The organism is Melittangium boletus DSM 14713 (genome assembly GCF_002305855.1).
GTDB lineage: Bacteria > Myxococcota > Myxococcia > Myxococcales > Myxococcaceae > Cystobacter > Cystobacter boletus.
The window spans coordinates 5,709,430-5,731,320 of the sequence record NZ_CP022163.1; the positions used below are offsets into that span (position 1 = coordinate 5,709,430).

Below are 21,891 nucleotides of genomic sequence, written 5' to 3' on the forward strand. Positions count from 1 at the left end.
TGGAGGTGGCAGCCTAGCTTGGCCCTCGCGCCGGGCGTGCGCAGTTTTCACCGGGAGGAACCCGATGCGTTTCCTGCACTGCTCGGACGTCCACATGACGGCGGACTATGCCTCGCTGCCCCTGCGCCCGTTGGGGTGGCGGCGGTGGATCGCCATGTTCGAGCAGTGGGGGGGTCGGCGGAAGGCCTTCGCGCACGCCCCGGAGACGTTCGCCACCATCGCGCGCGAATCCCTGCGGCCGGGGGTGGATCATCTCATCGTCTCCGGAGACCTCACCCAATACGCGCTGGAGCCCGAGTTCGTGCTCGCGCGCCAGGCGCTCGGGGCCCTGGCGGAGGATCCACGCCGCTGCACGGTCATCCCCGGCAACCACGATGTCTTCACCCCGGGCAGCCACCGCACCGGCCGCTTCGCGCGGCATTTCGGACAGCTCCTGGAGAGCGATCTCCCCGAGCACCGGCGCGAGGGCGCCTTTCCCTTCGTGCGGCTGGTGGGGACGGAGGCCGCGGTGGTGGGGCTGTCCTCCGCGCGGGTGCCTCCCATGCCCGGCATCGCGCATGGCTATATCGGCCCGGCGCAGCTGGAGGGCCTGGCCGAGGTGGTGAAGGATCCACGGCTCGCGGGCCGGGCGCTGCTGGTGGTGGTGCACCACGCGCCCTTCACGGCCAAGGGCCGCGCGGATCACCGCTTCCATGGACTGAAGGATGCCCAGGCGCTCCTGGCGCTGTTGCCGGGTCCGCGCTTCGCGGTGCTGCACGGCCACATCCACCGGCGCTACCACCATCCAGCCACCCCGGAGCGCCCGCATGTCTTCAGCGCGGGCTCCTCCACGCAGGCGGGCCGCGAGGGGTATTGGCTCATCGAGGTGAAGGACGGCCGGGTGCTGGGCGGGCATCAGCGCGTCCCCGGCGAGGAGACGCCCGAGCCCGCCGCGCTTCACGCCTGAAGGCGCGGGGAGGCGTAGCGGCGCACGAAGTGGATCCACCGGCGCTCGTCGACTTCCACCTGCCACTCACTGTTGGGCGTGAGTGGCAGACGGGGCTTGAGGAAGGCTTCCAGGTGGTCCGCGGCCTTCACGGGCGTGAGGCCCGGAGCGCGGAAGGCGATGCGCAGGAAGACCTCCAACGAGGGCGCGACCTCCACCACCGCGTAGATGCGCAGCGCGCCCACGCGCCGCTGGTTCTGCACGTCCTGCGCGGGCACCGACGCGGGCGTCTGCCCGGCCGGAGTTCCCGTCATCCAATTGGATGGCTCGAGAGCGAACTCCAACAGCTCGTTGCTCGCCTCTTGCAGATTCGTATGCTCGTGAATGGTAAGCATTCCCCCGCCTCTCTGTAGTGGCCGTCCGCGGGGGAGAATGTGCCCACGCTCCGAGGGCATGCAAGGGGACGCCGGAGTCTTGTAGGCGCTTCGTTCCAAGACGTCCTCCACGCGTCAGAGTCGCGGGGTGACGCGGTGCGCGGAGGGGCATTCCGTGCGGACGGTGAACATTCCCGTGGTGCGTGACGCGGGGTGCTGGTCCGCACTCCGCGCACACTCACCGGCCGAAGGCCACCGCCGCGAGGAATCGCCAGGACAGCCGCGTGGCCTCTCCGCTCAACACATCGATGAGCTCGTCGCGGGCCCGCTCGTCGCGGTTGGCGAGGTGGAAGATGCGGTCGAGCAACCGGGGCCGCTCGAAGGCCCACATCAACCGGCGGTTGAGCCGGAACGCGGTGCGAAAGCGCGTCTGCCAGCGTCGCGCGTACCCCCCCAGTCCCCGCGCCGACAGGTCTCCCGTGGCGAAGGCCTCCGCGAGGGCCTCGGCGGCGAAGGCCCCCGACTCCAGGGCGAACTCGATGCCCTCGCCCGTGAGCGGGTTGACAAAGCCGGCCGCGTCTCCGAGCAGCAGCGCTCGATCGAAGGTGGTGTGGCGGGCCGAGGAGCCAAAGGGCAGGTGGTGGCCCTTCACCCGGCCCACGCGCCGGGCCCCGGCGAGCTCCGCCGCCACATGGGGGCTCGCGCAGAAGCGCTCCAGCAGCTCGGGCAGCCGGACGCCGGACGCGGCGAGCTGGTCCGCGCGCATGCCGAGCCCCACGTTGGCGCGCCCTCCGGGCAGCGGGAAGATCCACCCATACGCGGGCAGGAGCGCTTCCTCCCAGAAGAAGCCCATGCTGCGCGGGTGTGACAGGCGCACGTCCTCATAATAGGCGCGCACGGCGAAGGCGCCCTCGTGCTCGGAGAAGGCCGGAGCGCCGAGCGCGCCGCGAATCACCGAGGGCGAGCCGTCACAGCCGAGCACCACGTCGGCGCGCAGGGGCTCGCCGTCACGGCAGTGCACGCGCAGGACGTCGTGCTCGCGCTCCAGGCCCTCCACCCGTACGCCCTCGCGCAACGTGGCGCCCGCCTGGACGGCCCGCCGCACCAGCCGCTCGTCGAGCACTTCCCGGGGCACGACACTGGAGCGTCCTCCGAAGAGGCGCTCCGGGATGAGGGCGCTCCAGGTGATGCCTCCGGGGGAGATGGCTCGCACCGAGTCCACGGGGGCGCCCGCGTCGCCAGGCAGCGCACCGAGTCCCAGGCGCTCCAACATCCACAGGGCCCGGGGCGTGCAGCCATCTCCACACGTCTTGTCACGTGGGAAGCGGGCGCGCTCGAGCAGGGTGACGCGCGCGCCTTGTTGGGCGAGCAGGATGGCGGCCGACGAGCCCGCGGGGCCCGCGCCGACGATGACGACATGAGGAGACGTGGCGCGGCCAGACGAGGCGTGGTGGGAAGGGCTCCCCATAGGCGCCCCTTGTACGCCGACTTCGGGCGCTTGAGACACGGACTGGGCGTCCACCGTGAACAGGGACACGGGGCGCCGCCTCGCTAGGGCACGGCCGCCACGCGCACGGGCCGCACCCGCTCCACGGCCGCCTTGAGCTGACCGCAGCCCGCGTCGATGTCGATGCCGCGCCGCTGCCGCACGGTGCTGGGCAGGCCGTAGCCCGCGAGGATGTCCTGGAAGCCCCGCACGGCGTCCGGGCCGCTGGGCCGCTCGGCGTAGCCCACCGTGGGGTTGAGGGGGATGAGGTTGACGTGCGCGTCCATGCCGCGCAGCAACTGGCCCAGCGCGTGCGCCTGCTCGGGCGTGTCGTTCTGCCCGGCGATGAGCGCCCACTCATAGAAGATGCGGCGCTTGCGCTTGTCCGTGTAGTAGCGGCACGCGTCCATCAGCTCGGCGAGGGGCCATTTGCGCGCCGCGGGCACCAGCGCGCCCCGCTCCGCGTCCGTGGCCCCGTGCAGGCTGACGGCGAGCTGCACCGGCCGGTCCTCGTCCGCGAGCCGCCGGATGCCGGGCACCACGCCCACGGTGCTCAGGGTGATGAAGCGGGGCCCGAGCGCCAGCCCCAGCGCGTCCACGAGGATGTCCACCGCCGCCAGCGTGCCCTCGTAGTTGTGCAGGGGCTCGCCCATGCCCATGAGCACCACGTTGCGCAGGGACTCGTTCGTCTCGCGCAGCAGCCGCGTGACGTGCAGCACTTGGCCGATGATTTCCCCGGGCGACAGGTGGCGCACGAAGCCCATCTGCCCCGTGGCGCAGAACACGCAGCCCATGGCGCACCCCGCCTGGGTGCTCAGGCACACCGTGGCCCGGCCCTTGAACCGCATGAGGACCGTCTCCACCGTCTGTCCGTCCTGCATCCGCAAGAGCAGCTTGCGCGTGAAGCCGTCCGTGCTGAAGGCCTCGTGGTGGGTGGCGGGCCGCTCCAGGCGGGCGCGCTCGCGCAGCACCGACACCAGCTCGGGCTTCACGCCCTGGAGCTCATCGAAGGACGCCACCTGCTGGCGGTAGAGCGCGGTCCACAGCAGGTCCCGGTAATGGGCGCTGTAGCCCCAGGTGCTCAGCAGCTCGCCCAGGGCGGCGCGGGGCAGGTCATAGAGGTTGACCCGGGAGGGGGCGGAGGTGGGCGGCATCGTCCCCGAGCGATAACACACCCTGGCCTCTTCTCGTCCAGGGGGCTTGCCTTCCAGGAGGAGGCGACTGGTCCCCGCCTGGCCGGCTGGTGGGGATGCGCCTGGGGGGGATGTGCACCCTGACCCCGAGACTTAGACTGATGATGTGAGATCCGAGCGGCGGTGGGACGTCCTGGTGGTAGGGGGCGGGGCGAGTGGGACGTTGCTGGCGGTCCAGCTCTTGAAGAGCGCCTCGGGCCCCCTGCGGGTGGCGCTTCTGGAGCGGTCGAGCCGGACGGGTCCGGGTCTGGCCTATTCCACGCGCGCTTCCAGTCATCTGCTCAACGTTCCCGCGGGGAAGATGAGTGCCTTCGCGGAAGACCCCGAGCATTTCCTGCGCTGGATGCGCCGCGTGGCCCCGGACACGGCGGCCTGTGACTTCGTCCAGCGTCGGCGCTACGGCCAGTACCTCGAGGCGGTGCTGCGCACGGCCCGCAGGCACGCGGCGCCGGGGGTGAGCCTGGAGCTCCTGAAGGGAGAGGCCGTCTCCTTGTCCCGGGTGGAAGGGGGCGGCTTCCAGGTGGAGCTCGCCGAGGGCTCGCGGCTCGAGGCGCTCCGGGTGGTGCTGGCGGTGGGCAACGCCCAGCCCGCGGATCTCCCGGTGGAGGACGGAGGGCTCTTCTCGAGTCCCCGCTACATCCGCTCGCCCTGGGCTCCGGGTGCCCTGGACGGCATCCAACCCCACCACCCGGTGCTGCTCGTGGGCACGGGCCTGACGATGGTGGACACGGTGCTCTCGCTGGCCGAGCGCCACCATGAAGGCCGCATCCACGCCTTGTCCCGGCATGGCTTGCTTCCCCAGGTGCACCGCCCTGGCGCCGTGGCCGGCGTCCCGGACTTCTCCGCGCCCCGCCATGTCCGCTCCCTGCTCAGGACATTGCGGCGCGAGGTCGCGCGCGCTCCGGAGGACTGGCGGGGGGTCGTGGATGGTTTGCGGCCCGTGACGGCCTCGCTCTGGAGGGATCTGTCCCCCGAGGAGCGGCGCCGCTTCCTGCGCCACCTGCGCGCCTTCTGGGACGTGCACCGCCACCGCATGGCCCCCGCGGTGAACGAGACCCTGCGGCAGCTCCAGCGCACCGGCGTGCTGCGCATCCACGCGGCGCGGGTGCGGGGCTTCCGCCCGTTGGACGAGCACTGGGTGGACGCACGGGTCCGGCCCCGGGGCGCCGCGCACGAGACGTCCCTGCGCGTCCAGCACGTCATCAACTGCACGGGTCCGGATGCGTCCCTGGGCCGGGGCCATCCGCTGCTGCGCACGATGCTCGGCTCCGGACTCGCCCGGATGGACGCGCTGGGGCTCGGTCTGGCCACGGACGGGGAGGGCGCGCTGCTCGACGCGCGGGGCCGCGTGTCCGACGGGCTCTTCGCGCTGGGACCCCTGCGCCGGGGCGAGCTGTGGGAGAGCACCGCCGTGCCGGAGCTCCGCGCGCAGGCCGCCTCCCTGTCGCTGCGGCTGGCGCGCGAGTTCACGCCGCGCCCCGGCCTGTCCGCCCCCGCCGCCACGCTCCCCTTGTCTTAGGTGAGGACACCTCATGGGCCTTCAAATCCACACGGAGACCTTCGCGGACGAGGAGTACGGACGGTTCAGCCAGCGGCTCGCCGAATGCCTCGTGGCACTGCGCGAGGTGCTTTCACGGCCGGGCTTCGGGGTGGGGCCGCACTCGCTCGGCGCCGAGCTGGAGATGTTCCTCGTGGACGCCCATGGCCGGCCGCTGCCGATCAACCTGGACGTGCTCGGCCAGACGAAGGATCCCCGGGTGACGGTGGAGATCGGCCGCTTCAACCTCGAGTGCAACCTGCGGCCCGGCCCCTTCGCGGGACGCCCCTTCACGGCGATGCGCGCGGAGCTCGAGAGCGCGCTCGCGGAGGTGCGGCGCGCGGCGGCCACGAAGGGCGCGCGCGTGGCGGTGACGGGCATCCTCCCCACGCTGCGCGAGGCGGACCTGGGTCCGGGAGCGCTCACGGCCCTGCCGCGCTACCGGGCCATGGCGACCTCGCTGCGCCGCAACCGGGGCGAGGCGCCGATGCGCATCGTCATCAAGGGGGAGGATTTCTTCTCCGAGGAGTGGGACGACGTCTCGCTGGAGGGGGCCAACACCTCGTTGCAGTACCACCTGCGCACCAACCCGGCGGACTTCGCGCGCCTGTACAACGCCTGCCAGTTGGTGACGGCGCCGGTGTTGGCGGTGAGTGGCAACTCGCCCTTCCTCCTGGGGCGGCGGTTGTGGGACGAAACGCGCGTGGCGCTCTTCCGGCAGGCGGTGGATGACCGGGGCGAGGTGTCCCCCGATGCGCCCCGGCCCGGGCGCGTCACCTTCGGGCATGGGTGGGTGCGCGAGGGTGCCTGGGAGCTGTTCGCCGAGTCGGTGGCGCTGCACGCACCGCTGCTGCCCGTGGTGGGTCGGGAATCACCCCTGGAGGTGGTCGCCCAGGGGGGCGTTCCCCGGTTGGACGAACTGAGGCTGCACCAGGGGACGGTCTGGGCGTGGAACCGGGCCGTCTACGACCCGTCCGACGGAGGCCATGTCCGCATCGAGATGCGCGCGCTGCCCGCGGGCCCCACGGTGGAGGACATGCTGGCCAACGGGGCGTTGTTGCTGGGGCTCACCCTGGGCCTGAGCGGTCAGGTGGACGCGCTGCTGCCCGCCATGCCCTTCGCCTACGCCCAACAGAACTTCCTGCGCGCGGCCCGCGAGGGCCTGGACGCGATGCTGTTGTGGCCGGAAAGCCACCTCTCGCCCCCGCGGCCAGTCCCCGCGCCGGTCCTGGTGGAACGGCTACTGCCCGTGGCGCGCGAGGGGTTGCTGGGAGCGGGGGTGGAGCCCGACGAGGCGAACGCCCTGCTCGGCGTCATCCAGGCCCGGTTGCGCGCCGGGTGTACCGGCGCACGCTGGCAGCGGAAGATGTTGGCTCGCCTGGAAGCCCACATGCCCCGGGCCGACGCCCTGGGGGCCTTGTTGGAGCGCTACCTGTCCCTCGCGGCGTCCGGCAGGCCGGTCCACGAGTGGCCTTGGGACTGAAATGACGTCCTTGTCGCTTCGACCCTTGCGACCAGCCCCGCACCTTTGCGACGCTCGGCACCTCTTGCATGCCCCTCGTTGCGTTGGTGTGCCCTGGTGAGTGAGCCTGTTGCTGCGAAGGTCCTCGTCGTTGAGGACAACCGGACGATGCTGGCCCTGATGCAGTACTACCTGAGCAAGGACTTCACCGTCTTTCTCGCCAGGTCCGCTGAGGAAGCGCTCGAAGTGCTTCAGCGGGAGCAACTGCACGCGGTCGTATCGGATCAAAACCTCGGAGACGGGCTCATGGGGGTGGATCTCCTCAAGCGCGTCTCCGAACTCCAACCCCATGCCGCGCGCATCCTGGTGACGGCATCCCAGAAGCTGGAGGACGCCCAGAAAGCCATCAATGAAGCGCGGGTGAACCACTTCCTCACCAAGCCCTTCACCGAGCAGGAGCTCAAGAACACGGTGGGACAGGCGGTGCACAACGCCGCCCTGGTGGCCATCCGCGACAAGATGGTGCACGAGCTCAAGGAGCAGCTGGGGCTGCGTCCCGCGCACAAGCCCGCCACGGGCCGCTCGTCCCTGTCGAGCACGCGCATCAAGACGGTCGAGCCCCGCTCGCCCGAGTCCCGCGCCGCCTCCCAGTCGCTCATCCCCGAGAGCGAGCGCCTGGCGTTCCGCGATGGCCTGACGGGGCTCTACAACCACCGCTACTTCCAGGAGGCGCTGAGCGCCGGCCTGTTGAGCGCGCGGCGCCGCGAGCAGAAGCTGGTGCTGTTGCTCATCGACATCGACGGCTTCCGCCACCTCAACCTCACCCGGGGCTACGCCGAGGGCGACAAGCTGCTGCGCCGCGTGGCGCAGTTGGTGACGGATCTGATGGAGGACCCCGTCACCCACGCGCGCAGCGACAACTCGTCGGAGATCGCCGCCCGGTACGACTGGGACGTGTTCGGCGTGGTGCTCTGCAACGCGGACGTGGAGCGGGCCCTGCACTACGCGGAGCGGCTGCGCAAGGCGGTGGAGGAGCTGGACTTCCCGGAGGGCACCGGCGCCGCGGTGGGCGCGGTGACGGTGAGCGCCGGCGTGGCCGTGTTTCCGGATCAGGCCCGGACCGAGCAGGACCTGGTCTCCGCGGCCGAGCGGGCGCTGCGCGCGTCCAAGGCGGCCGGACCCAACCGCATCTTCGTGGCCCCCAAGGGCTGAAGAAACCGACGCTTCCGCCCGGTTGTCGACACGGGCGGAGGGACTCCCCGTAGGGGGGGTTGTCTCCCAGGGGGGGCGGACGCATATGTGCGGCCCCTGGGAGCCAAGAGCATGCAGATGCCCACCGTGATGTCCTGGTTGACCCGCCTGTCGCTCGCCGCCGCGCTGAGCGCCTGCTCGTCGGCGTCCGCCCCGCGAGAGTCCTCCTCCGCTTCCCAGGAAGAGCTCGTCATCCAGACACCCGTGGCCTCCCGCTCCTTCGTGTCCTTCCCGGCGCTGGGCTCGCCCACGCCCGTGCAGGTGGCGGGACAGTTGAGCGTGCCCCAGGGGGCCTCGGAGCGGCTTCCCGCGGTGGTCATCGCCCATGGCTCGGGCGGCGTGGACAGCCGGGGCGCCTTCTATGCCCGGGCGCTCAACGAGGCGGGCATCGCCACGTTGGAAATCGACATGTGGTCCGCCCGCGGGCTGTCCGGGGGCGCGGAGGGGCGGCCCCAGGCCGTCTCCGAGACGCTGCCCGACGCCTACGGCGCCTTGAAGTTCCTGTCCGCCCACCCCGCCATTGACGCCTCGCGCATCGGCATCATGGGGTTCTCATGGGGCGGGGTGATGTCGATGCTGACCGCCACCCGGGAGAACGCCGCCCGGGCCGAGGCGGGCCAGCACTTCGTGGCCCATGCGCCCCTCTACCCGGTGTGTTGGGTGTACAACCGCGTGCCCGGCTATGCGTTCGGGGATCTCACCGGAGCCCCCGTCTTCATCCAGGCGGGCACGGCGGACACGTACGACGCGCCCGATTCCTGCCGGGCGCTGATCGACAGCCTGAGCCACGCGGACAGCAGGAACCTGACCCTGACCGTCTACCCCGGGGCGACGCATGGGTGGGATCGGCTGGAGCCGGCCCGTCAGATCGAGGATCCCTACGCGCATCGGGGCCAGGGCGGCGCGGTGGACCTGGTGCCTTCTCCCGAGTCGGCCCTGGAGTCGCGCAAGGCCCTGGTGGCCTTCTTCCAGCGCGCCTTCGAGCTCACGCCCTGAGCCCGCGCCTCAGGCGTCCTTGCCCACGTGGATGACCTTCGTGTCCGCGATGTAGTCGTGCAGGCAGCGGCTCGGCTCGGCGAAGATGACGAGCGAGTCGACGAGGTTGAAGACGTTGCACGTGGCCGAGCCGATGATCGCCGGGACGACGTTGCGCAGCACGAGGAGCCGGCCGAGTCCCACGGGGCTTCCATCCATGCGCACCACCTTGATGCCGACCATCCGCTTGCCGAACGTCTGTGCGTGCTCGAGGAGCACGTAGAGCTGGTAGCAGAGGACGAACACGAGCGCCCCCCCTCCGAACAGGATCGCGCCCCAGTCCTTGTCCACCGCGGTGCCCAGGAGGATTCCCACGAACATGGGGAGCACCACGAAGAGCTGATCCACCATGACCGCGCCCAGCCGGCTCGAGCGGGTGGCCAATTGGGGCTCGGTGCGTGGCAGGCAGTCGGTGCAGTAGTCCTGCCGGTCCGCGCCCACCTGGAAACACAGCTCGCAGGCGTAGTTGCCACATCGGTTGCAGATGGTGGCGGCGGAGCGCTCGGGATGGATGGCGCACTGCGCCCCCCGAGGCTCGGAGTCCATGGACATGGGCTGGGACATGCACCGGATATTCGCAGTGGAGCCCTTGGCTCATCAAGGTCTCAGCCCCCGGACTCCTCCTCGCCCCCTCGGCGCAGGCCCAGCCTCCGTCGCAGCTCCCGGGCGGATTGGCGGCTCACCTCCACGGTGTGTCCGCGCCCCGTCCGCGCCAGGTAGCCCCCCGTCTCCAGGGGCTCCAGCCGGGTGACGTGGGCGAGGTTGAGCAGGGCGCGGCGGTGCACGCGGTGGAAGCCCTCGGTGGGCAGGCGCTCCACCAGCTCCTGCAAGGAGAAGTCGGTGAGGTAGTCGCCCTGGGTGGTGAAGACGGTGACGAGCTCGTCCTCGAGCGTGGCGTGGGAGATGGCCTCCGGCGCCACGAGGACGATGCCCTGGCGGGTGGGAATGGGCAGCCGGTCCAGGGGCCTGGCGGAGGCCTCTGCCGGAGGCGAGAGCCGGGCGCGCACCCGCTCCAGGGCCTTCTGCAGGCGCGAGGCCTCCACGGGCTTGAGCACATAGTCCACGGCGCCGTGCTCGAAGGCCTCCACCGCGTGGTCCGCGTGCGCGGTGACGAAGATGACGTGGGGGCCACTCGGGGGCAGCAGCGCGAGCGCGTCCAGGCCGCTGAGCCCGGGCATGTGGATGTCGAGCAACACCACGTCCACGCCGCCCGCGCGCACCATGTCGAGCACGGCGGCTCCATCGGAGGCCTCGCCGCACACGGTGATGCCGGGCAGGGCCGCCACCAGACGCGCGAGGCGCTTGCGGGCGACGAGTTCGTCGTCGGCGATGAGGACGCGCAGGGGAGGACTCACGCGCTGGAAGTGTAGGCCACCTCCTGGCTCCCGGGGGAGTCGCGCACGCTTGCCAGCGGGTGCCTCGAACGCGGTACGCTCCGCCTCTCAGGAGAGAGCGCGGGCATGAGGTATTCAGCGGTCAGGTGGTTGCACCCGGGCCAGGACTTCCCCGTCCTGCTGTTGAGCGAGCACGACGACGCCGGCTGGGAGCAGCGAAAAGTCGACGTCTACCGGGATGGCCGGGTGGGCTTCGCGGATGCGCAAGAGGCCCATGAGACGCAACTGGCCTGTGTGCGCATCCCGGGGTTGGACGATGTGGCCAAGGAAATGGCCTTCGATCCCACGGTGCTCACGCGCGAGGAGTTCGAGCACCACTGGGCGCGGCGCAAGTCGGGCGGCACCGATTACTGGAAGTCCGTCCTGAGGTCCCACGGGAGAACCCCCGGGCCCTGAGCGTCAGCAGCAACGCGACGAACCCGAACGCGCCGGAGGCATCACCCGTCGCGCCGCAGCCACAGCCCTGGGGCTCTTCCTCCTCCATGGCGAGCTGGAACGCCAGGCGTGCCTCGTCTCCGTCATCGTCGATGACCCGGGTGATGACGGTGATGAGCCCGTAGCGGTTGGGCCGCCACTCGAAGGTTCCGTCCGCGGAGAGCGCGCCGTCCGTGCTGAGCAGCTCCCACCGGAGCGGATCATTCACCGCCGCCGCGTCCGTGGCGGCGAGCTTCACGGTGAGCGGCTCGCCCTTGTGCGCGATCACCCGGTCCTGGGGCAGGGGCACGGGCCAGGCGTTGTGGACGCGGACAGGACGCATGCCCACCCACGAAATCCCCTGGGGGCCGGAGGCGATCACCGTGACGGTGTAGAGGCCATTCTCCGCCCAGGCGTGGCGGGCGGTGGGTCCCTCGGCGGGGGCGGTGCCGTCGCCGAAGTCCCAGGTGTAGGTGAGGGGCGTGGCGGACTCGTCGACGCGGAAGGCGAGCGCCGAGCCCTCCTCCGCCTCGACGACGGACGACGCGGCCCCGTCTGGAGCGAGCACCCATGTGTCCGCGCCGCGCACCCGGAGCCGCAGGGCCGTGGTGGCCTCCTCGGTCTCGGTGGTGGCCGTGAGGTGGACCATGTAGACGCCCGGGGCGGAGAAGGCATGCAGGGGCAGCTCCTCCTCGGAGGTGTTTCCGTCGCCGAAGTCCCACTTCAAGGTGATGGGCGCTCCGGCTTCATCGATGGCGTTGGCGTAGAAGCGCACGCTCTGCCCCTGCTCGGGACGGCGGGAGTCCACGGCGGCGCTGACGGTGAGCGAGCGTTTGGCCACGGTGAGCCGGACCTCGGCGGAGGTGGCTCCCTGGCCGTCGGACACGGAGTAGGTGAAGTGCGTGGTGCCCTCGAAGCCCCGGGGCGGCGTGTAGACGAGATCCGGCGCCGTGCCGGTGAGCGTGCCCACCTCGGGAAGGGTGAGGACGGAGAAGGCGAGCTCCCCTCCATCGGAATCGCTGCCCGTGAGGTAGATGGGCGAGGGGTTGCCCGCGGGGAGGGTGAGCTCCATCGCGTTCGCCACGGGCGCCTCGTTCACGTGCGTGACGTCGAGGGACACGATGGCGGGCGCGGAGGTGGCCTGGCCGTCGGAGACGGTGAAGGTGAAGGAGTCCGCGCCGTGGTAGCCGGACTCGGGCGTGTAGACGAGGTCCGGCGCCGTGCCGGTGAGCGTGCCGTGCTCGGGCTGCGTCACCACGGTGAAGCTCAGGCTGTCGCCGTCCACATCGGAGCCCGTGAGGGTGAGGGCCTTGGCCGTGCCTCGCTCCGTGGTGAGGGATTGGGCCCGCGCCACGGGGGCGTCGTTCACCGGCGTGACGGTCAGGGACACCGTCGCGGGCTCGGACCGGGTGTGGCCATCGAACACGGTGAAGGTGAAGGAGTCCGCGCCGTGGAAGTCGGCGGCGGGCGTGTAGACGAGGTCCGGTGCCGTGCCGGTGAGCGTGCCGTGCTCGGGGCCCTTCATCACGGTGAAGCTCAAGCTGTCGCCGTCCTCATCGGAGCCCGTGAGGGTGAGGGACTTGGGCGTGTCCTCCTCGGTGGTGAGCGACTGGTCCGCCGCCACGGGCGCGTCGTTCGCGGGGGTGACGGTCAGCGAGACCGTGGCGGGCTCGGACGAGGCCTGTCCGTCGGAGACGGTGAAGGTGAAGCTGTCCGTGCCGTGGAAGTCCGGCGCGGGCGTGTAGACGAGGTCCGGCGCCGTGCCGGTGAGCGTGCCGTGCTCGGGCTGAGTCACCACGGTGAAGCTCAAGCTGTCGCCGTCCACATCGGAGCCCGTGAGGGTGAGGGACTTGGGCGTGTCCTCCTCGGTGGTGAGGGCTTGCGCCAACGCCAGGGGCGCGTCGTTCACCGGGGTCACGGTGAGGGAGACCGTGGCGGGCGCGGAGGTGGCCTGCCCGTCGGAGGCGGTGAAGGTGAAGCTGTCCGTGCCGTGGAAATCCGGCGCGGGCGTGTAGACGAGGTCCGGCGCCGTGCCCGAGAGCGTGCCGTGACGGGGCCCCGACAGCACGTTGAAGTCCAGCGGGTCTCCCTCCACGTCGGAGCCCGTGAGCGTGAGGGCCTTGGGCGTGTCCTCCTCGGTGGTGAGCGACTGGGGCGAGGCCACGGGCCGGTCGTTCACCGGGTAGATGGTGAGGGAGACGGTGGCGGGCGCGGAGGTGGCCTGCCCATCGGAGACGGTGAAGGTGAAGCTGTCCGGGCCGTGGTAGTCCGGCGTGGGCGTATAGGTGAGCGCGGGGGCCGTGCCGGTGAGCGTGCCGTGCTCGGGCGCCGTCACCACGGTGAAGCTCAGGCTGTCGCCGTCCACGTCGGAGCCTGTGAGGGTGAGGGCCTTGGCCGTGTCTTCCGCCGTGGTGAGGGCCTGGGCCCATGCCACGGGGGCGTCGTTCACCGGCGTGACGGTGAGGGAGACGGTGGCGGGCTCGGAGGAAACCTGCCCGTCGGAGACGGTGAAGGAGAAGCTGTCGGGCCCGTGGTAGTCGGCGGCGGGCGTGTAGACGAGGTGGGGCGCCGTGCCGGCGAGCGTGCCGTGCTCGGGCGCCGTCACCACGGTGAAGCCCAGGCTGTCGCCATCCACGTCGGAGCCCGTGAGCGTGAGGGCCTTGGACGTGTCCTCCTCGGTGGTGAGGGCTTGCGCCAAGGCCTGGGGCGCGTCGTTCACCGGGGTGACGGTGAGCGTGACGGTGGCGGGCGCGGAGGCGGTCGTGCCATTGGTGACGGTGAAGGTGAAGCTGTCGGGCCCGTGGTAGTCGGCCGAGGGCGTATAGGTGAGGTTCGGGGCCGTGCCCGTGAGCGTGCCATGGGTGGGCGGAGTGGCGATCGCGTAGGTGAGGGCCTTGCCCTGGGTATCGCTTCCCGTGAGCACGATCGCGATGGCTTCATCCTCGGGCGTGGTGAGGCTCTGGGGATTCGCGGTGGGCGGGCCGTCCAGCACCCGCGCCCGGAGCCGTTGCGTCTTCGGTCCGAGGCCCGTGTCGGTCGTTTGATAGAGCACCAGCGCGCGGCTGGGACCCGCCGAGGCCAGCGCGACGCCGGTTTCGTTGGCGGCGTTCGCCGAGATGACGAATCCCTCCGGCTCCTGGACGACCCCGGCGGTCGAGACATACGCGCCCTGGATGTCGCTCCCCACGCCACCGCGCCAGTCTTCCCAGGCGACCAGGAAGTTCTTCCCGTCGTACACGGCCGAGGGATTCACCTGGGCATCCAGGGCCGAGGAGACCTTGAACGCGGTGCCGAGGACGCTCCCGTTCGCGCCGACCCGGGTGGCGGCGATGTCGTCACCATCGCCCCAGACGACCAGGAAGTTCGTTCCATCGGAGGCCACGGACGGCTCGCGCTGCTGGAGACTTCCCGAGGCGAGCTTGATGCCCGTGGGGTCCAAGGTGGCCCCCGCCGGGCTCACGCGCGAGGCATAGATGTCCGCGTTGCCGGCAGTGGTGCGCGTGTCCTCGAAGGCCACCAGGTAGTTCGTGCCGTTGAAGGCGATGGAGGGACGGGTCTGGGCATTGGCCGCCGTGGAGACCGCCAGGGGGCCGCTCCCCAGCGGCCCGCCGTTCTTGTTCACCCGGGTGCCGTAGATGTCGGGGTTGCCGTTGAAGGTGTCTTCCCAGGCGACGAAGTAGTTGGTGCCGTCGAACGCCACCGCCGGGGACTTCTGCGTGCCAGCGCGCGCGGAGATCGTCACCGCCACGGCGTCGATCAGGTTTCCCGCCTTGCTCACGCGGGCGCCACGGATGTCCGCGTCCCCGTCATTCCCCTCCGTCCAGACGACGAAGTAGTTGGTGCCATCAAAGGCCACGGCCGGCTGGGTCTGCGCCCGCGTTCCCGTGCCGATGGCGATGCCGGAGGGCGTCAGGGGCACGCCCAAGGGGCTCACTTGCACTCCGAAGATGTCGCTCGAGCCGTTGCGGTCGTCCTGCCAGACGGCGAGGTAGTTGGTGCCGTCGAAGGCCACCGCGGAGGCGGTCTCGTTGTTGGCGGCGAGGCTGATGTTGAAGCCCGTGGGGGTGATCAACCCTCCCTGGGCGTTCATGCGGGCGCCGACGATCGCGGTCTTCGTCTGGTCCTGCCAGGCGAGGAGATAGTCGACGCGATTGCTCGCCACCACCACGTTCGTCTGCTCACCCGCACCGTTCCACACGGTCACCGGGGTCGTGTCGATCAAGACGCCGGAGCCGCTGACCCGAGCCGCTTGGATGTTCCCATTTCCCGAGGCGTGGTCCTCCCAGGCGAGGAGCAACTGACTCCCGATGACGCTGACCGAGGGCTGGGACTGGACACCCGACCTCGTGATCAAGGGAAGGCCCGCGGGGTCCAACACGGCACCGCTCTTGCTGACCCGGGTCGCGTAGAGGTCGGTGTCGGTGGTGCCGGACTGACGGTCGTCCTGCCAGACGACGAAGTGGTTCGTTCCATCGAAGGCCACGCGCGGATTGTCCTGTCCCCGGGTGTAGGTGCCGGAGGACAGCGGGATGCTCGAGGGATCGAGCACGTTGCCCGTGGACGAGATACGCGCGGCGTGGATGATGCTCGTGCTGGAGCGATCATCCTTCCAGACGGCCAGGTAGTTCGTCCCGTCGAAGGACAGGGCCACCGAGGTCTGATCCAGGGCCGCGTTGGACAAGACGATGCGGCTGCCGACGGTCGCCCCCGCCAGATTCACCCGGACGGCGCGGAGATCGCGCTGGCTGCCCTCCTGGTAGTTCTCCTCCCAGGCGAGGAGGTAGTTCGTCCCGTCGAACGCGAGCGCCGGGCGGCGCAGGAACAGCAGGGGCGTGGGGACGGTGGCGAGGGGCAGGCCCGCGGGATCCAGCACGGTTCCAGTCTTGCTCACCCGGGCGCCGTAGATGTCGCTGCCATCCGTCCGTCGCAGGTCGTTCCAGACCACGAGGTAGTTCGTTCCATCGAAGGCGATGGCCGGATTCTCCTGGGCGTTGGGGGCCCTGCTGATGGGAAAGCCGAGCGGATCGAGCACTTCGCCATTGCTCCCCACGCGCGCTCCATACAGGTCCGCGTCGTGGTCGCGTTCATCGGTCCAGACCACGAGGTAGCCCGAGCCGTCGGTGCCCACGACGTGGCCACTGCCATAGCGGGCGCGTGGGGACTGCACCGGCGCGTCCAGCCCCACCTCCGGTGACACGAGCACGGACAGGGTGCCGGGAAAGACACTCCGGCTCAGCAACTCCTCGGGGACCCGCAGCTCCACGAAGTTCCCCCGGGAGAAGGCACGCAGCTCCGTCCGGTGTCCCGCGGCATCCGTCCAGGTCACCTGGCCGTAGCGCACGCCCGCTCCCGAGGCATCCGCGTAGTGCACGCCCTGCCCGGTCTCGCCCGCGAAGGCCGAACCCTGGACCGGGACTCGCAGCCGCAGCGCGCCCTCTCCCGGAGGGGCTTGCCTCCAGCGCCAGTGTTGCTCGACGCCGTCCTCGCCGTTGGCGAGCCGCGTCTCCATCCCGCCGCGCGCGAACACCAGCGAGCCATCGTCGCGCACCTCGCCTTGGGCAGCGGGGAACTCCAGCGGGTGCTCGCCCCGGAAGAACTCCGGCGCACCGAAGGACACCGGCGTACCCGTCTGGGTGCGCGAGGGGCGGGGCGTGAAGGTGAGTCCCCCGGCATGGGCGTGGGCGGACCAGGTGCCATGCCCGGCGGCCCATCCTCCCGCTTCGTCGGGCCGGTAGGCGAAGTGCACGCGGCGCATGACCTCACCCAGATCGAAGGGCACCCCGGACTCCGGGTGCGACTCCGACACGACGGTGGGCGTTGCCGCTGGCGGAGGAGCCTGCTCGGGTTCGCGGCAGGCAACACCCACGGACAGGAGGGTGCAGGACAGAGCGAGATGAGCGAGCGCGCGGTGTTTCATGATCCTCTCCGCTCCCGCGCGAGTGAGGAGCGCGCGAGGCGCACCGACCATGTCATGCGCGTGGGGAGATCAGAAGAAGACAGCCGTCAGGAGCGTCGGCCGCGCACAGTTCGCGGCGCGGGCATCTCCACCACGTCGTCACCCGCGACGACGAAGATGCGCTCGCCCGCTTTGGCGCGCATGTCCTGGCCTCCCGTGAATGCGCTGAATGCGGGCAACACGCCCACGTGTGGACCCAGGTGGAAGCAGGGCAGGCGCAACCGGTCCGCTCCGGAGTCGAGCCGCACCGTGGGATGCAGGTGGCCCGCGCAGGTGTAGCGCCCTGTCGCGGGCTCCGGGTGATGGGCGAAGCGGAAGGGGCCCTCGTCGAGGTGGGACTCCACCAGGCGCATGCGCCACGCGGTCGGCAGCACGTCCAGGTGCCGGTCATGGTTGCCGCGCACGAGCACCAGCTCCACCTCGTGCCCCGAGCGCCAGGCCGCCACGCGCTCCACCACCTCGGGCGTCAGGCCCTGGCGCGAATGGATGAGGTCTCCCACCAGGAACACCCGCCGGGCCCCCGTGGCGTGCAGCGCGGCCGACAGGCGCGCCAGGTCGTCCTCCAGCACACCGGAGGGCAGGGGAATGCCGTGTTGATGGAAACTTTCGGGCTTGCCCCAGTGCAGGTCCGCCACGGCGAGCACGCCCGCCTCGGGCCAGTGCAGGGCCCGTTCGGGACGCAGCTCCACCAGGGTGTCGCCTATGCGGACAGGGAGTCCTCTCGCAGCCATTTGTCCTTCATGCGCTGCACCCGATCCAACAGCGTCTCATTGGACAGGGTGGCGCCCATGCGCTCGACGACGAGCGGAAAGGCCAGCGGCGTGGGCCGTGGCACGTGGATGCATTCGATGGGCGTGCGCTCCAGGCGCTCCAGCGTGCCCACCAGCCGTGCCTGCTCGAACTGCTGCTCCAGCACCTCGCGCCGCGCCTGGACGAGCAACAGATGATCCGGCTCGTAGCGGGCGAAGACGTCGTACAGCAGGCCCGTGCTCGCTTGAATCTGCCGGGTGGACTTGCGCGCCCCGGGCAGCCCGGGCATCACCAGCCCCGCCACGCGCGCCACGTCGCGGAATTGCCGCTTCGCCAGCTCGCCCAGGTTGACGCTCTCCAGGATGTCCTCCACCAGCCGCTCGCGCGTGAAGAGCGCCGGACGCAGCGCCTCCTCGAAGGGGAAGGGCGAGGGCGACAGCAGCTCCAGCCCATAGTCGTTCACCGCGAGGCTGAACGTGGCCTTCTGGAGCCGCGTGAGGCGCAGGGCGAGCAGCGCCGCGAGGCCTTCGTGCACCAGTCGGCCCTCGAAGGGGTAGAGGAAGAGATGGTGGCCCTCGCGCGTGCGGCACAGCTCGGCGAGGCACATATCGCTCGCGGGCACGCGGGACAGGCGCGTCTGGACGTCGAGGACGGGACGGACCGCGCGCAGCTCGACGGCCTCCGGGTTCCCCTCGCGCACGGAGTGGAAGGTGCGGCGCACGGCGGCGGCGAGAGAGCCCGAGATGGGGAGACGTCCTCCACTCCAGCGGGGCGTGGCCGAGGCCCGTCCCTTGGCGGCCTTCACATAGGCCGTGAGATCCTTCATCCGGCAGAACTCCAGCCGCTTGCCCGCGAAGAGGAAGGTGTCTCCCGGACGCAGCCGCCCCACATAGGACTCCTCCACCGTGCCGAGCCGTCCGCCCGTCCAGTAGCGCAGCTCCACCGAGGAGTCCGAGGCGATGGTGCCCACGTTGAGCTTGTGCAGCCGGGCCACGCGCGCGTCGGCCACCACGTACCGGTCCTCCACGCGCTGCACGCGGCGGAACTGGGGATAGGCGCGCAGCGTGGGGCCTCCTTCCGTCACCAGGAGCAGGGTGCGGTCGAAGTCCTCCTCGCGCAGGTCCCGGTAGGCGAACGTCTCACGGACCTCGGCGAGCAGGGACTCGCGGGCGAAGCCACCGCCGAGCGCGCAGGTGACGAGGTGCTGGGCGAGCACGTCGAGCGGCTGGCGCAGGGGTGAGCGGGGCTCCACCTCCCGGTGCGCGAGCGCGTCGCGGGCGGCCGCCATCTCCACCAGCTCCAGGGCATGGGTGGGAACGAACAGCAGGTGCGCGGTGGCTCCGGGACGGTGGGCACTGCGTCCGGCGCGCTGGAGCGTGCGGGAGATGCCCTTGGGGCTGCCAATCTGCACCACGCGCTCCACGGGGCCGAAGTCCACGCCCAGGTCCAACGAGGACGTGCAGACCACGAGCCGCACGCTCCCGTCCTTGAGCCCACGCTCCACGCCCTCGCGGGTCTCGCGATCGATGGAGCTGTGGTGCAGCGCGAGCACGCCTTCCCATTCGGGGTGGAGGAAGCGCAGCCCCTCGTACCAGCGCTCGGCCTGGGAGCGGGTGTTGGTGAAGAGCAGGGTGGGGTGCTGGAGGTCCAGCCAGTCGGACACCTTGCGCAGCATGGACATGCCCAGGTGGCCCGCCCAGGGGAAGGCATCCACGGTGTCGGGCAGCAGCGTCTCGATCTTCACGTCGCGCTCGAGCCCCGCGCTCACGAGGGTGGGCGTGACCTGGGGACCCACGGCGGCGCGAGCGGCCTCGTCCAGATTGGCGAGCGTGGCGGACAGGGCCCAGGTGCGCATTCCCGGGGAGAAGCGGCGCAGCCGTGCGAGCGCGAGCTCCACCTGCGTGCCGCGCTTGCTGCTCAGCAGCTCGTGCCACTCGTCGATGATGACACAGCGCAAGGTGGCGAAGAGCTCATGGGCGCGCTCGTGGCAGAGCAGGAGCGAGAGCGATTCCGGCGTGGTGATGAGGACCTCGGGCAGCCGATCCTTCTGCTTGCGGCGGATGCTCTGGGACGTGTCGCCCGTGCGGCTCTCCACGGTGATGTCGGCGTCGAAGGCGGACAGGGGCGCGTTCAGCGCCAGCTCGATGTCGCGGGACACCGCGCGCAGGGGCGTGATGTAGAGCACCTGCAAGCCCTTCTCGCGGCGCTCGGCCACCTCGGCGAGCGGACCGATATAGGCGGCATACGTCTTCCCCGCCCCCGTGGGCACGTGGATGAGGCCGCTCTCGCCCCGGGCGTAGGCCGCCCAGGCTTCTCGCTGGAAGGGGAAGGGCGTCCAGCCCCGCTCCTCGAACCACGCCTCGATTCCCTGGGGCGCCACTTCCGGCGCGGCGGGGACGAGGCGGGCCTTGCGTGGGGAGGTGGTCCTCGCGCGCCTAGGCGGGGGCATGGATGAGCCCCTTGAGCTGGTCGAGCGTGTCCGCGTCCTTGGGCGTCTTGTCCGAGCGCCACCGGGCGATGCGCGGGAAGCGCAGGGCCACGCCGGACTTGTGCCGGGGCGAGGCGGCGATGCCCTCGAAGTGCAGCTCGAACACCTGCGCGGGCTCCACCGAGCGCACGGGACCGAACTTCTCCTTCGTGTGGGCGCGGATCCACCGGTCGAGCTTGGAGATCTCCTGGTCCGTCAGGCCCGAGTACGCCTTGGCCACGGGGGTCAGGTCATCTCCGTTCCACACCGCGAAGGTGTAGTCCGTGTAGAGCGCGGCGCGCTTGCCGTGGCCCGGGTGCGCGTAGAGCAGCACGGCGTCCACGGTGAAGGGATCGATCTTCCACTTCCACCAATCCCCGCGCTTGCGGCCATGGAGGTAGGGCGACTCCAGCCGCTTGAGCATGAAGCCCTCCACGTTGCGCTCGCGCGACTCCTCGCGAGCCGTGGCCAGCGCTTCCCAGGTGGGCGCGGTGATGATGGGGGAGATGGGGAACTGGGGCTTGTCGCGCAGCAGTGCTTCCAATCGGGCCCGGCGCTCGCGCAGGGGCAGGGGCCGCAGATCCTCTCCGTTCTCCTCGAGCAGGTCGTACGCCATGAAGGCGGCGGGAGCCTCGGCGAGCACCTTGGCGGTGAGCTTCTGCCGGCCGATGCGCCGTTGCAGGCGGCTGAAGGGCAGGGGCTGGCCCTCGGCGTAGGCGAGCACTTCGCCGTCGAGCACGGTGCCCGGGGGGAGGCTGGCGGCGGCGGTGGCGATCTCCGGGAAGCGCTCGGTGATGAGCTCCTCGCCGCGGCTCCAGAGCGAGAGCGCGCCCTTGCGATGGATGAGCTGGCCCCGGATGCCGTCCCACTTCCACTCGGCGAGCCAGTCCGAGCGGTCGCCCAATTCCTCCACGTCCTGCTCCAGGGGACTGGCCAGGTAGAACGGGTAGGGGCGTGAGCTGTCCGAGTCGGACACATCCGGCGCGACGAGCTGCTCGAAGAAGGCGCGCGAGGGGGCCCAGGTGCCCATGAGCCGATGGGAGACGGACGCGGGGGGAAGTCCGGCGAACTGCGCCAGCGCGCGCACCACGAGCGTGTCGGAGACGCCCACGCGCAGCTCTCCGGTGAGCATCTTGTTGAAGATGAAGAGTTCCCGGCGCGGCAGCACATGCCACCAGCCGGTGATGCGCTCACGCTGCTCGGGCAGGGACAGTCCGGCGAGGGGCAGGATGCGCTCCTCCATCCACCGCGAGAGGGACAGCTCCTCGGTGTGGGCGGGACGCTCTGCCTGATCGAGCAGCAGCGCGATGATCTCCGCGAGGTCACCCACGGAGGCATAGGCCTCGTCGAAGAGCCATTCGGGGGTGTCACTCAGCTCGCGCACCCATTGCTTGAGGCCCTTGGAGGGCACGAGCCGCTTGAGGCGGCGGCCGGTGAGGAAATACAGGCCCCAGGCGGCGTCCTCGGGAGGCGTCGCGCGGAAGTAGGCGACCAGGGCCTCCACCTTGGCGTTGGTGGAGGTGGTGGAGTCGAGTGCTTCATAGAGGTCCACGAGCCGCCGCATGCATCAGTCCTCCATCTCGTATCCAAGGGTGGGTCCCCACATGGGGATATCTTGGTAACGAGGCGCCGACGCGGCGGCGAGGG

15 protein-coding genes are annotated in these 21,891 nt (G+C 70.8%); 6 read left to right on the forward strand and 9 right to left on the reverse strand.

Annotated features, from left to right (window positions below; all coding sequences use genetic code 11):
* Positions 1 to 64: 64 nt before the first annotated feature.
* Positions 65 to 946 (forward strand): metallophosphoesterase family protein, encoded by an 882-nt coding sequence (locus tag MEBOL_RS23945; protein ID WP_095979628.1) that lies wholly within the window; start codon positions 65 to 67, stop codon positions 944 to 946.
* On the opposite strand, the gene MEBOL_RS23950 is transcribed toward MEBOL_RS23945, so the two are convergent.
* The 3 genes from MEBOL_RS23950 to rlmN all read right to left on the reverse strand — a co-directional run bounded on the left by MEBOL_RS23950 (position 937) and on the right by rlmN (position 3,939).
* On the reverse strand, positions 937 to 1,320 hold the full coding sequence (locus MEBOL_RS23950) for a hypothetical protein (protein ID WP_095979629.1): 384 nt from the start codon (positions 1,318 to 1,320) through the stop codon (positions 937 to 939). The two genes, MEBOL_RS23945 and MEBOL_RS23950, sit on opposite strands and share 10 nt — an antisense overlap.
* A gap of 217 nt (positions 1,321 to 1,537) precedes the next feature.
* A complete protein-coding gene (locus MEBOL_RS23955; RefSeq protein WP_095979630.1) occupies positions 1,538 to 2,767 on the reverse strand; it encodes an NAD(P)/FAD-dependent oxidoreductase in 1,230 nt (409 codons plus the stop codon).
* An 83-nt stretch (positions 2,768 to 2,850) separates the two neighbouring features.
* Positions 2,851 to 3,939 carry a dual-specificity RNA methyltransferase RlmN gene (rlmN, locus tag MEBOL_RS23960; protein ID WP_095979631.1) on the reverse strand — a complete coding sequence of 363 codons (1,089 nt, stop codon included), beginning with the start codon at positions 3,937 to 3,939 and terminating at the stop codon, positions 2,851 to 2,853.
* Between the two features lie 145 nt (positions 3,940 to 4,084).
* Here rlmN and MEBOL_RS23965 point away from each other — a divergent pair, with 145 nt between their 5' ends.
* From MEBOL_RS23965 to MEBOL_RS23980, 4 genes are all read left to right on the forward strand, one after another.
* Positions 4,085 to 5,497, forward strand: a complete 1,413-nt coding sequence (locus tag MEBOL_RS23965) for an FAD/NAD(P)-binding protein (RefSeq protein ID WP_095979632.1) — start codon at positions 4,085 to 4,087, stop codon at positions 5,495 to 5,497.
* Positions 5,498 to 5,510: 13 nt separating this feature from the next.
* On the forward strand, positions 5,511 to 6,998 hold the full coding sequence (locus MEBOL_RS23970) for a glutamate-cysteine ligase family protein (protein ID WP_095979633.1): 1,488 nt from the start codon (positions 5,511 to 5,513) through the stop codon (positions 6,996 to 6,998).
* 96 nt (positions 6,999 to 7,094) lie between these two features.
* Complete coding sequence (locus tag MEBOL_RS23975) at positions 7,095 to 8,189, forward strand: GGDEF domain-containing response regulator (RefSeq protein ID WP_157775418.1); 1,095 nt, start codon at positions 7,095 to 7,097, stop codon at positions 8,187 to 8,189.
* Between the two features lie 111 nt (positions 8,190 to 8,300).
* On the forward strand, positions 8,301 to 9,224 hold the full coding sequence (locus MEBOL_RS23980) for a dienelactone hydrolase family protein (protein ID WP_157775420.1): 924 nt from the start codon (positions 8,301 to 8,303) through the stop codon (positions 9,222 to 9,224).
* A 9-nt stretch (positions 9,225 to 9,233) separates the two neighbouring features.
* Here MEBOL_RS23980 and MEBOL_RS23985 read toward each other — a convergent pair whose 3' ends face one another.
* The gene (locus tag MEBOL_RS23985) at positions 9,234 to 9,827 is read right to left on the reverse strand and encodes an RDD family protein (RefSeq protein WP_095979636.1); all 594 of its coding nucleotides are present in this window, start codon (positions 9,825 to 9,827) and stop codon (positions 9,234 to 9,236) included.
* 41 nt (positions 9,828 to 9,868) lie between these two features.
* Positions 9,869 to 10,618 (reverse strand): LytR/AlgR family response regulator transcription factor, encoded by a 750-nt coding sequence (locus tag MEBOL_RS23990; protein ID WP_095979637.1) that lies wholly within the window; start codon positions 10,616 to 10,618, stop codon positions 9,869 to 9,871.
* Between the two features lie 105 nt (positions 10,619 to 10,723).
* Here MEBOL_RS23990 and MEBOL_RS23995 point away from each other — a divergent pair, with 105 nt between their 5' ends.
* The gene (locus tag MEBOL_RS23995; RefSeq protein ID WP_095979638.1) at positions 10,724 to 11,053 is read left to right on the forward strand and encodes a DUF6881 domain-containing protein; all 330 of its coding nucleotides are present in this window, start codon (positions 10,724 to 10,726) and stop codon (positions 11,051 to 11,053) included.
* Here the strand turns inward: MEBOL_RS23995 and MEBOL_RS24000 are convergent.
* From MEBOL_RS24000 to MEBOL_RS24015, 4 genes are all read right to left on the reverse strand, one after another.
* Positions 10,950 to 16,988, reverse strand: a complete 6,039-nt coding sequence (locus MEBOL_RS24000) for a PKD domain-containing protein (protein WP_157775422.1) — start codon at positions 16,986 to 16,988, stop codon at positions 10,950 to 10,952. The genes MEBOL_RS23995 and MEBOL_RS24000 overlap by 104 nt on opposite strands.
* An 86-nt stretch (positions 16,989 to 17,074) precedes the next feature.
* A complete protein-coding gene (gene pdeM, locus MEBOL_RS24005) occupies positions 17,075 to 17,758 on the reverse strand; it encodes a ligase-associated DNA damage response endonuclease PdeM (RefSeq protein ID WP_179956288.1) in 684 nt (227 codons plus the stop codon).
* Positions 17,728 to 20,226 (reverse strand): ligase-associated DNA damage response DEXH box helicase, encoded by a 2,499-nt coding sequence (locus tag MEBOL_RS24010; RefSeq protein ID WP_245918789.1) that lies wholly within the window; start codon positions 20,224 to 20,226, stop codon positions 17,728 to 17,730. Before MEBOL_RS24010 ends, pdeM begins: the two co-directional genes overlap by 31 nt.
* Entirely contained in the window at positions 20,213 to 21,808 is a 1,596-nt protein-coding gene (locus MEBOL_RS24015; protein ID WP_095979640.1) for an ATP-dependent DNA ligase, read from the reverse strand. Before MEBOL_RS24015 ends, MEBOL_RS24010 begins: the two co-directional genes overlap by 14 nt.
* Positions 21,809 to 21,891 lie beyond the last annotated feature (83 nt).

Excerpts from the sequence above, each read along its gene's own strand:
- MEBOL_RS24015 (WP_095979640.1), bottom strand. The coding sequence starts at position 21,808 with ATGCGGCGGCTCGTGGACCTCTATGAAGCACTCGACTCCACCACCTCC.
- MEBOL_RS23970 (WP_095979633.1), top strand. The coding sequence starts at position 5,511 with ATGGGCCTTCAAATCCACACGGAGACCTTCGCGGACGAGGAGTACGGA.
- MEBOL_RS23955 (WP_095979630.1), bottom strand. The coding sequence starts at position 2,767 with ATGGGGAGCCCTTCCCACCACGCCTCGTCTGGCCGCGCCACGTCTCCT.
- MEBOL_RS23945 (WP_095979628.1), top strand. The coding sequence starts at position 65 with ATGCGTTTCCTGCACTGCTCGGACGTCCACATGACGGCGGACTATGCC.
- rlmN (WP_095979631.1), bottom strand. The coding sequence starts at position 3,939 with ATGCCGCCCACCTCCGCCCCCTCCCGGGTCAACCTCTATGACCTGCCC.
- MEBOL_RS23985 (WP_095979636.1), bottom strand. The coding sequence starts at position 9,827 with ATGTCCCAGCCCATGTCCATGGACTCCGAGCCTCGGGGGGCGCAGTGC.
- MEBOL_RS24010 (WP_245918789.1), bottom strand. The coding sequence starts at position 20,226 with ATGCCCCCGCCTAGGCGCGCGAGGACCACCTCCCCACGCAAGGCCCGC.
- MEBOL_RS23950 (WP_095979629.1), bottom strand. The coding sequence starts at position 1,320 with ATGCTTACCATTCACGAGCATACGAATCTGCAAGAGGCGAGCAACGAG.
- pdeM (WP_179956288.1), bottom strand. The coding sequence starts at position 17,758 with ATGGCTGCGAGAGGACTCCCTGTCCGCATAGGCGACACCCTGGTGGAG.
- MEBOL_RS24000 (WP_157775422.1), bottom strand. The coding sequence starts at position 16,988 with ATGAAACACCGCGCGCTCGCTCATCTCGCTCTGTCCTGCACCCTCCTG.
- MEBOL_RS23980 (WP_157775420.1), top strand. The coding sequence starts at position 8,301 with ATGCAGATGCCCACCGTGATGTCCTGGTTGACCCGCCTGTCGCTCGCC.
- MEBOL_RS23995 (WP_095979638.1), top strand. The coding sequence starts at position 10,724 with ATGAGGTATTCAGCGGTCAGGTGGTTGCACCCGGGCCAGGACTTCCCC.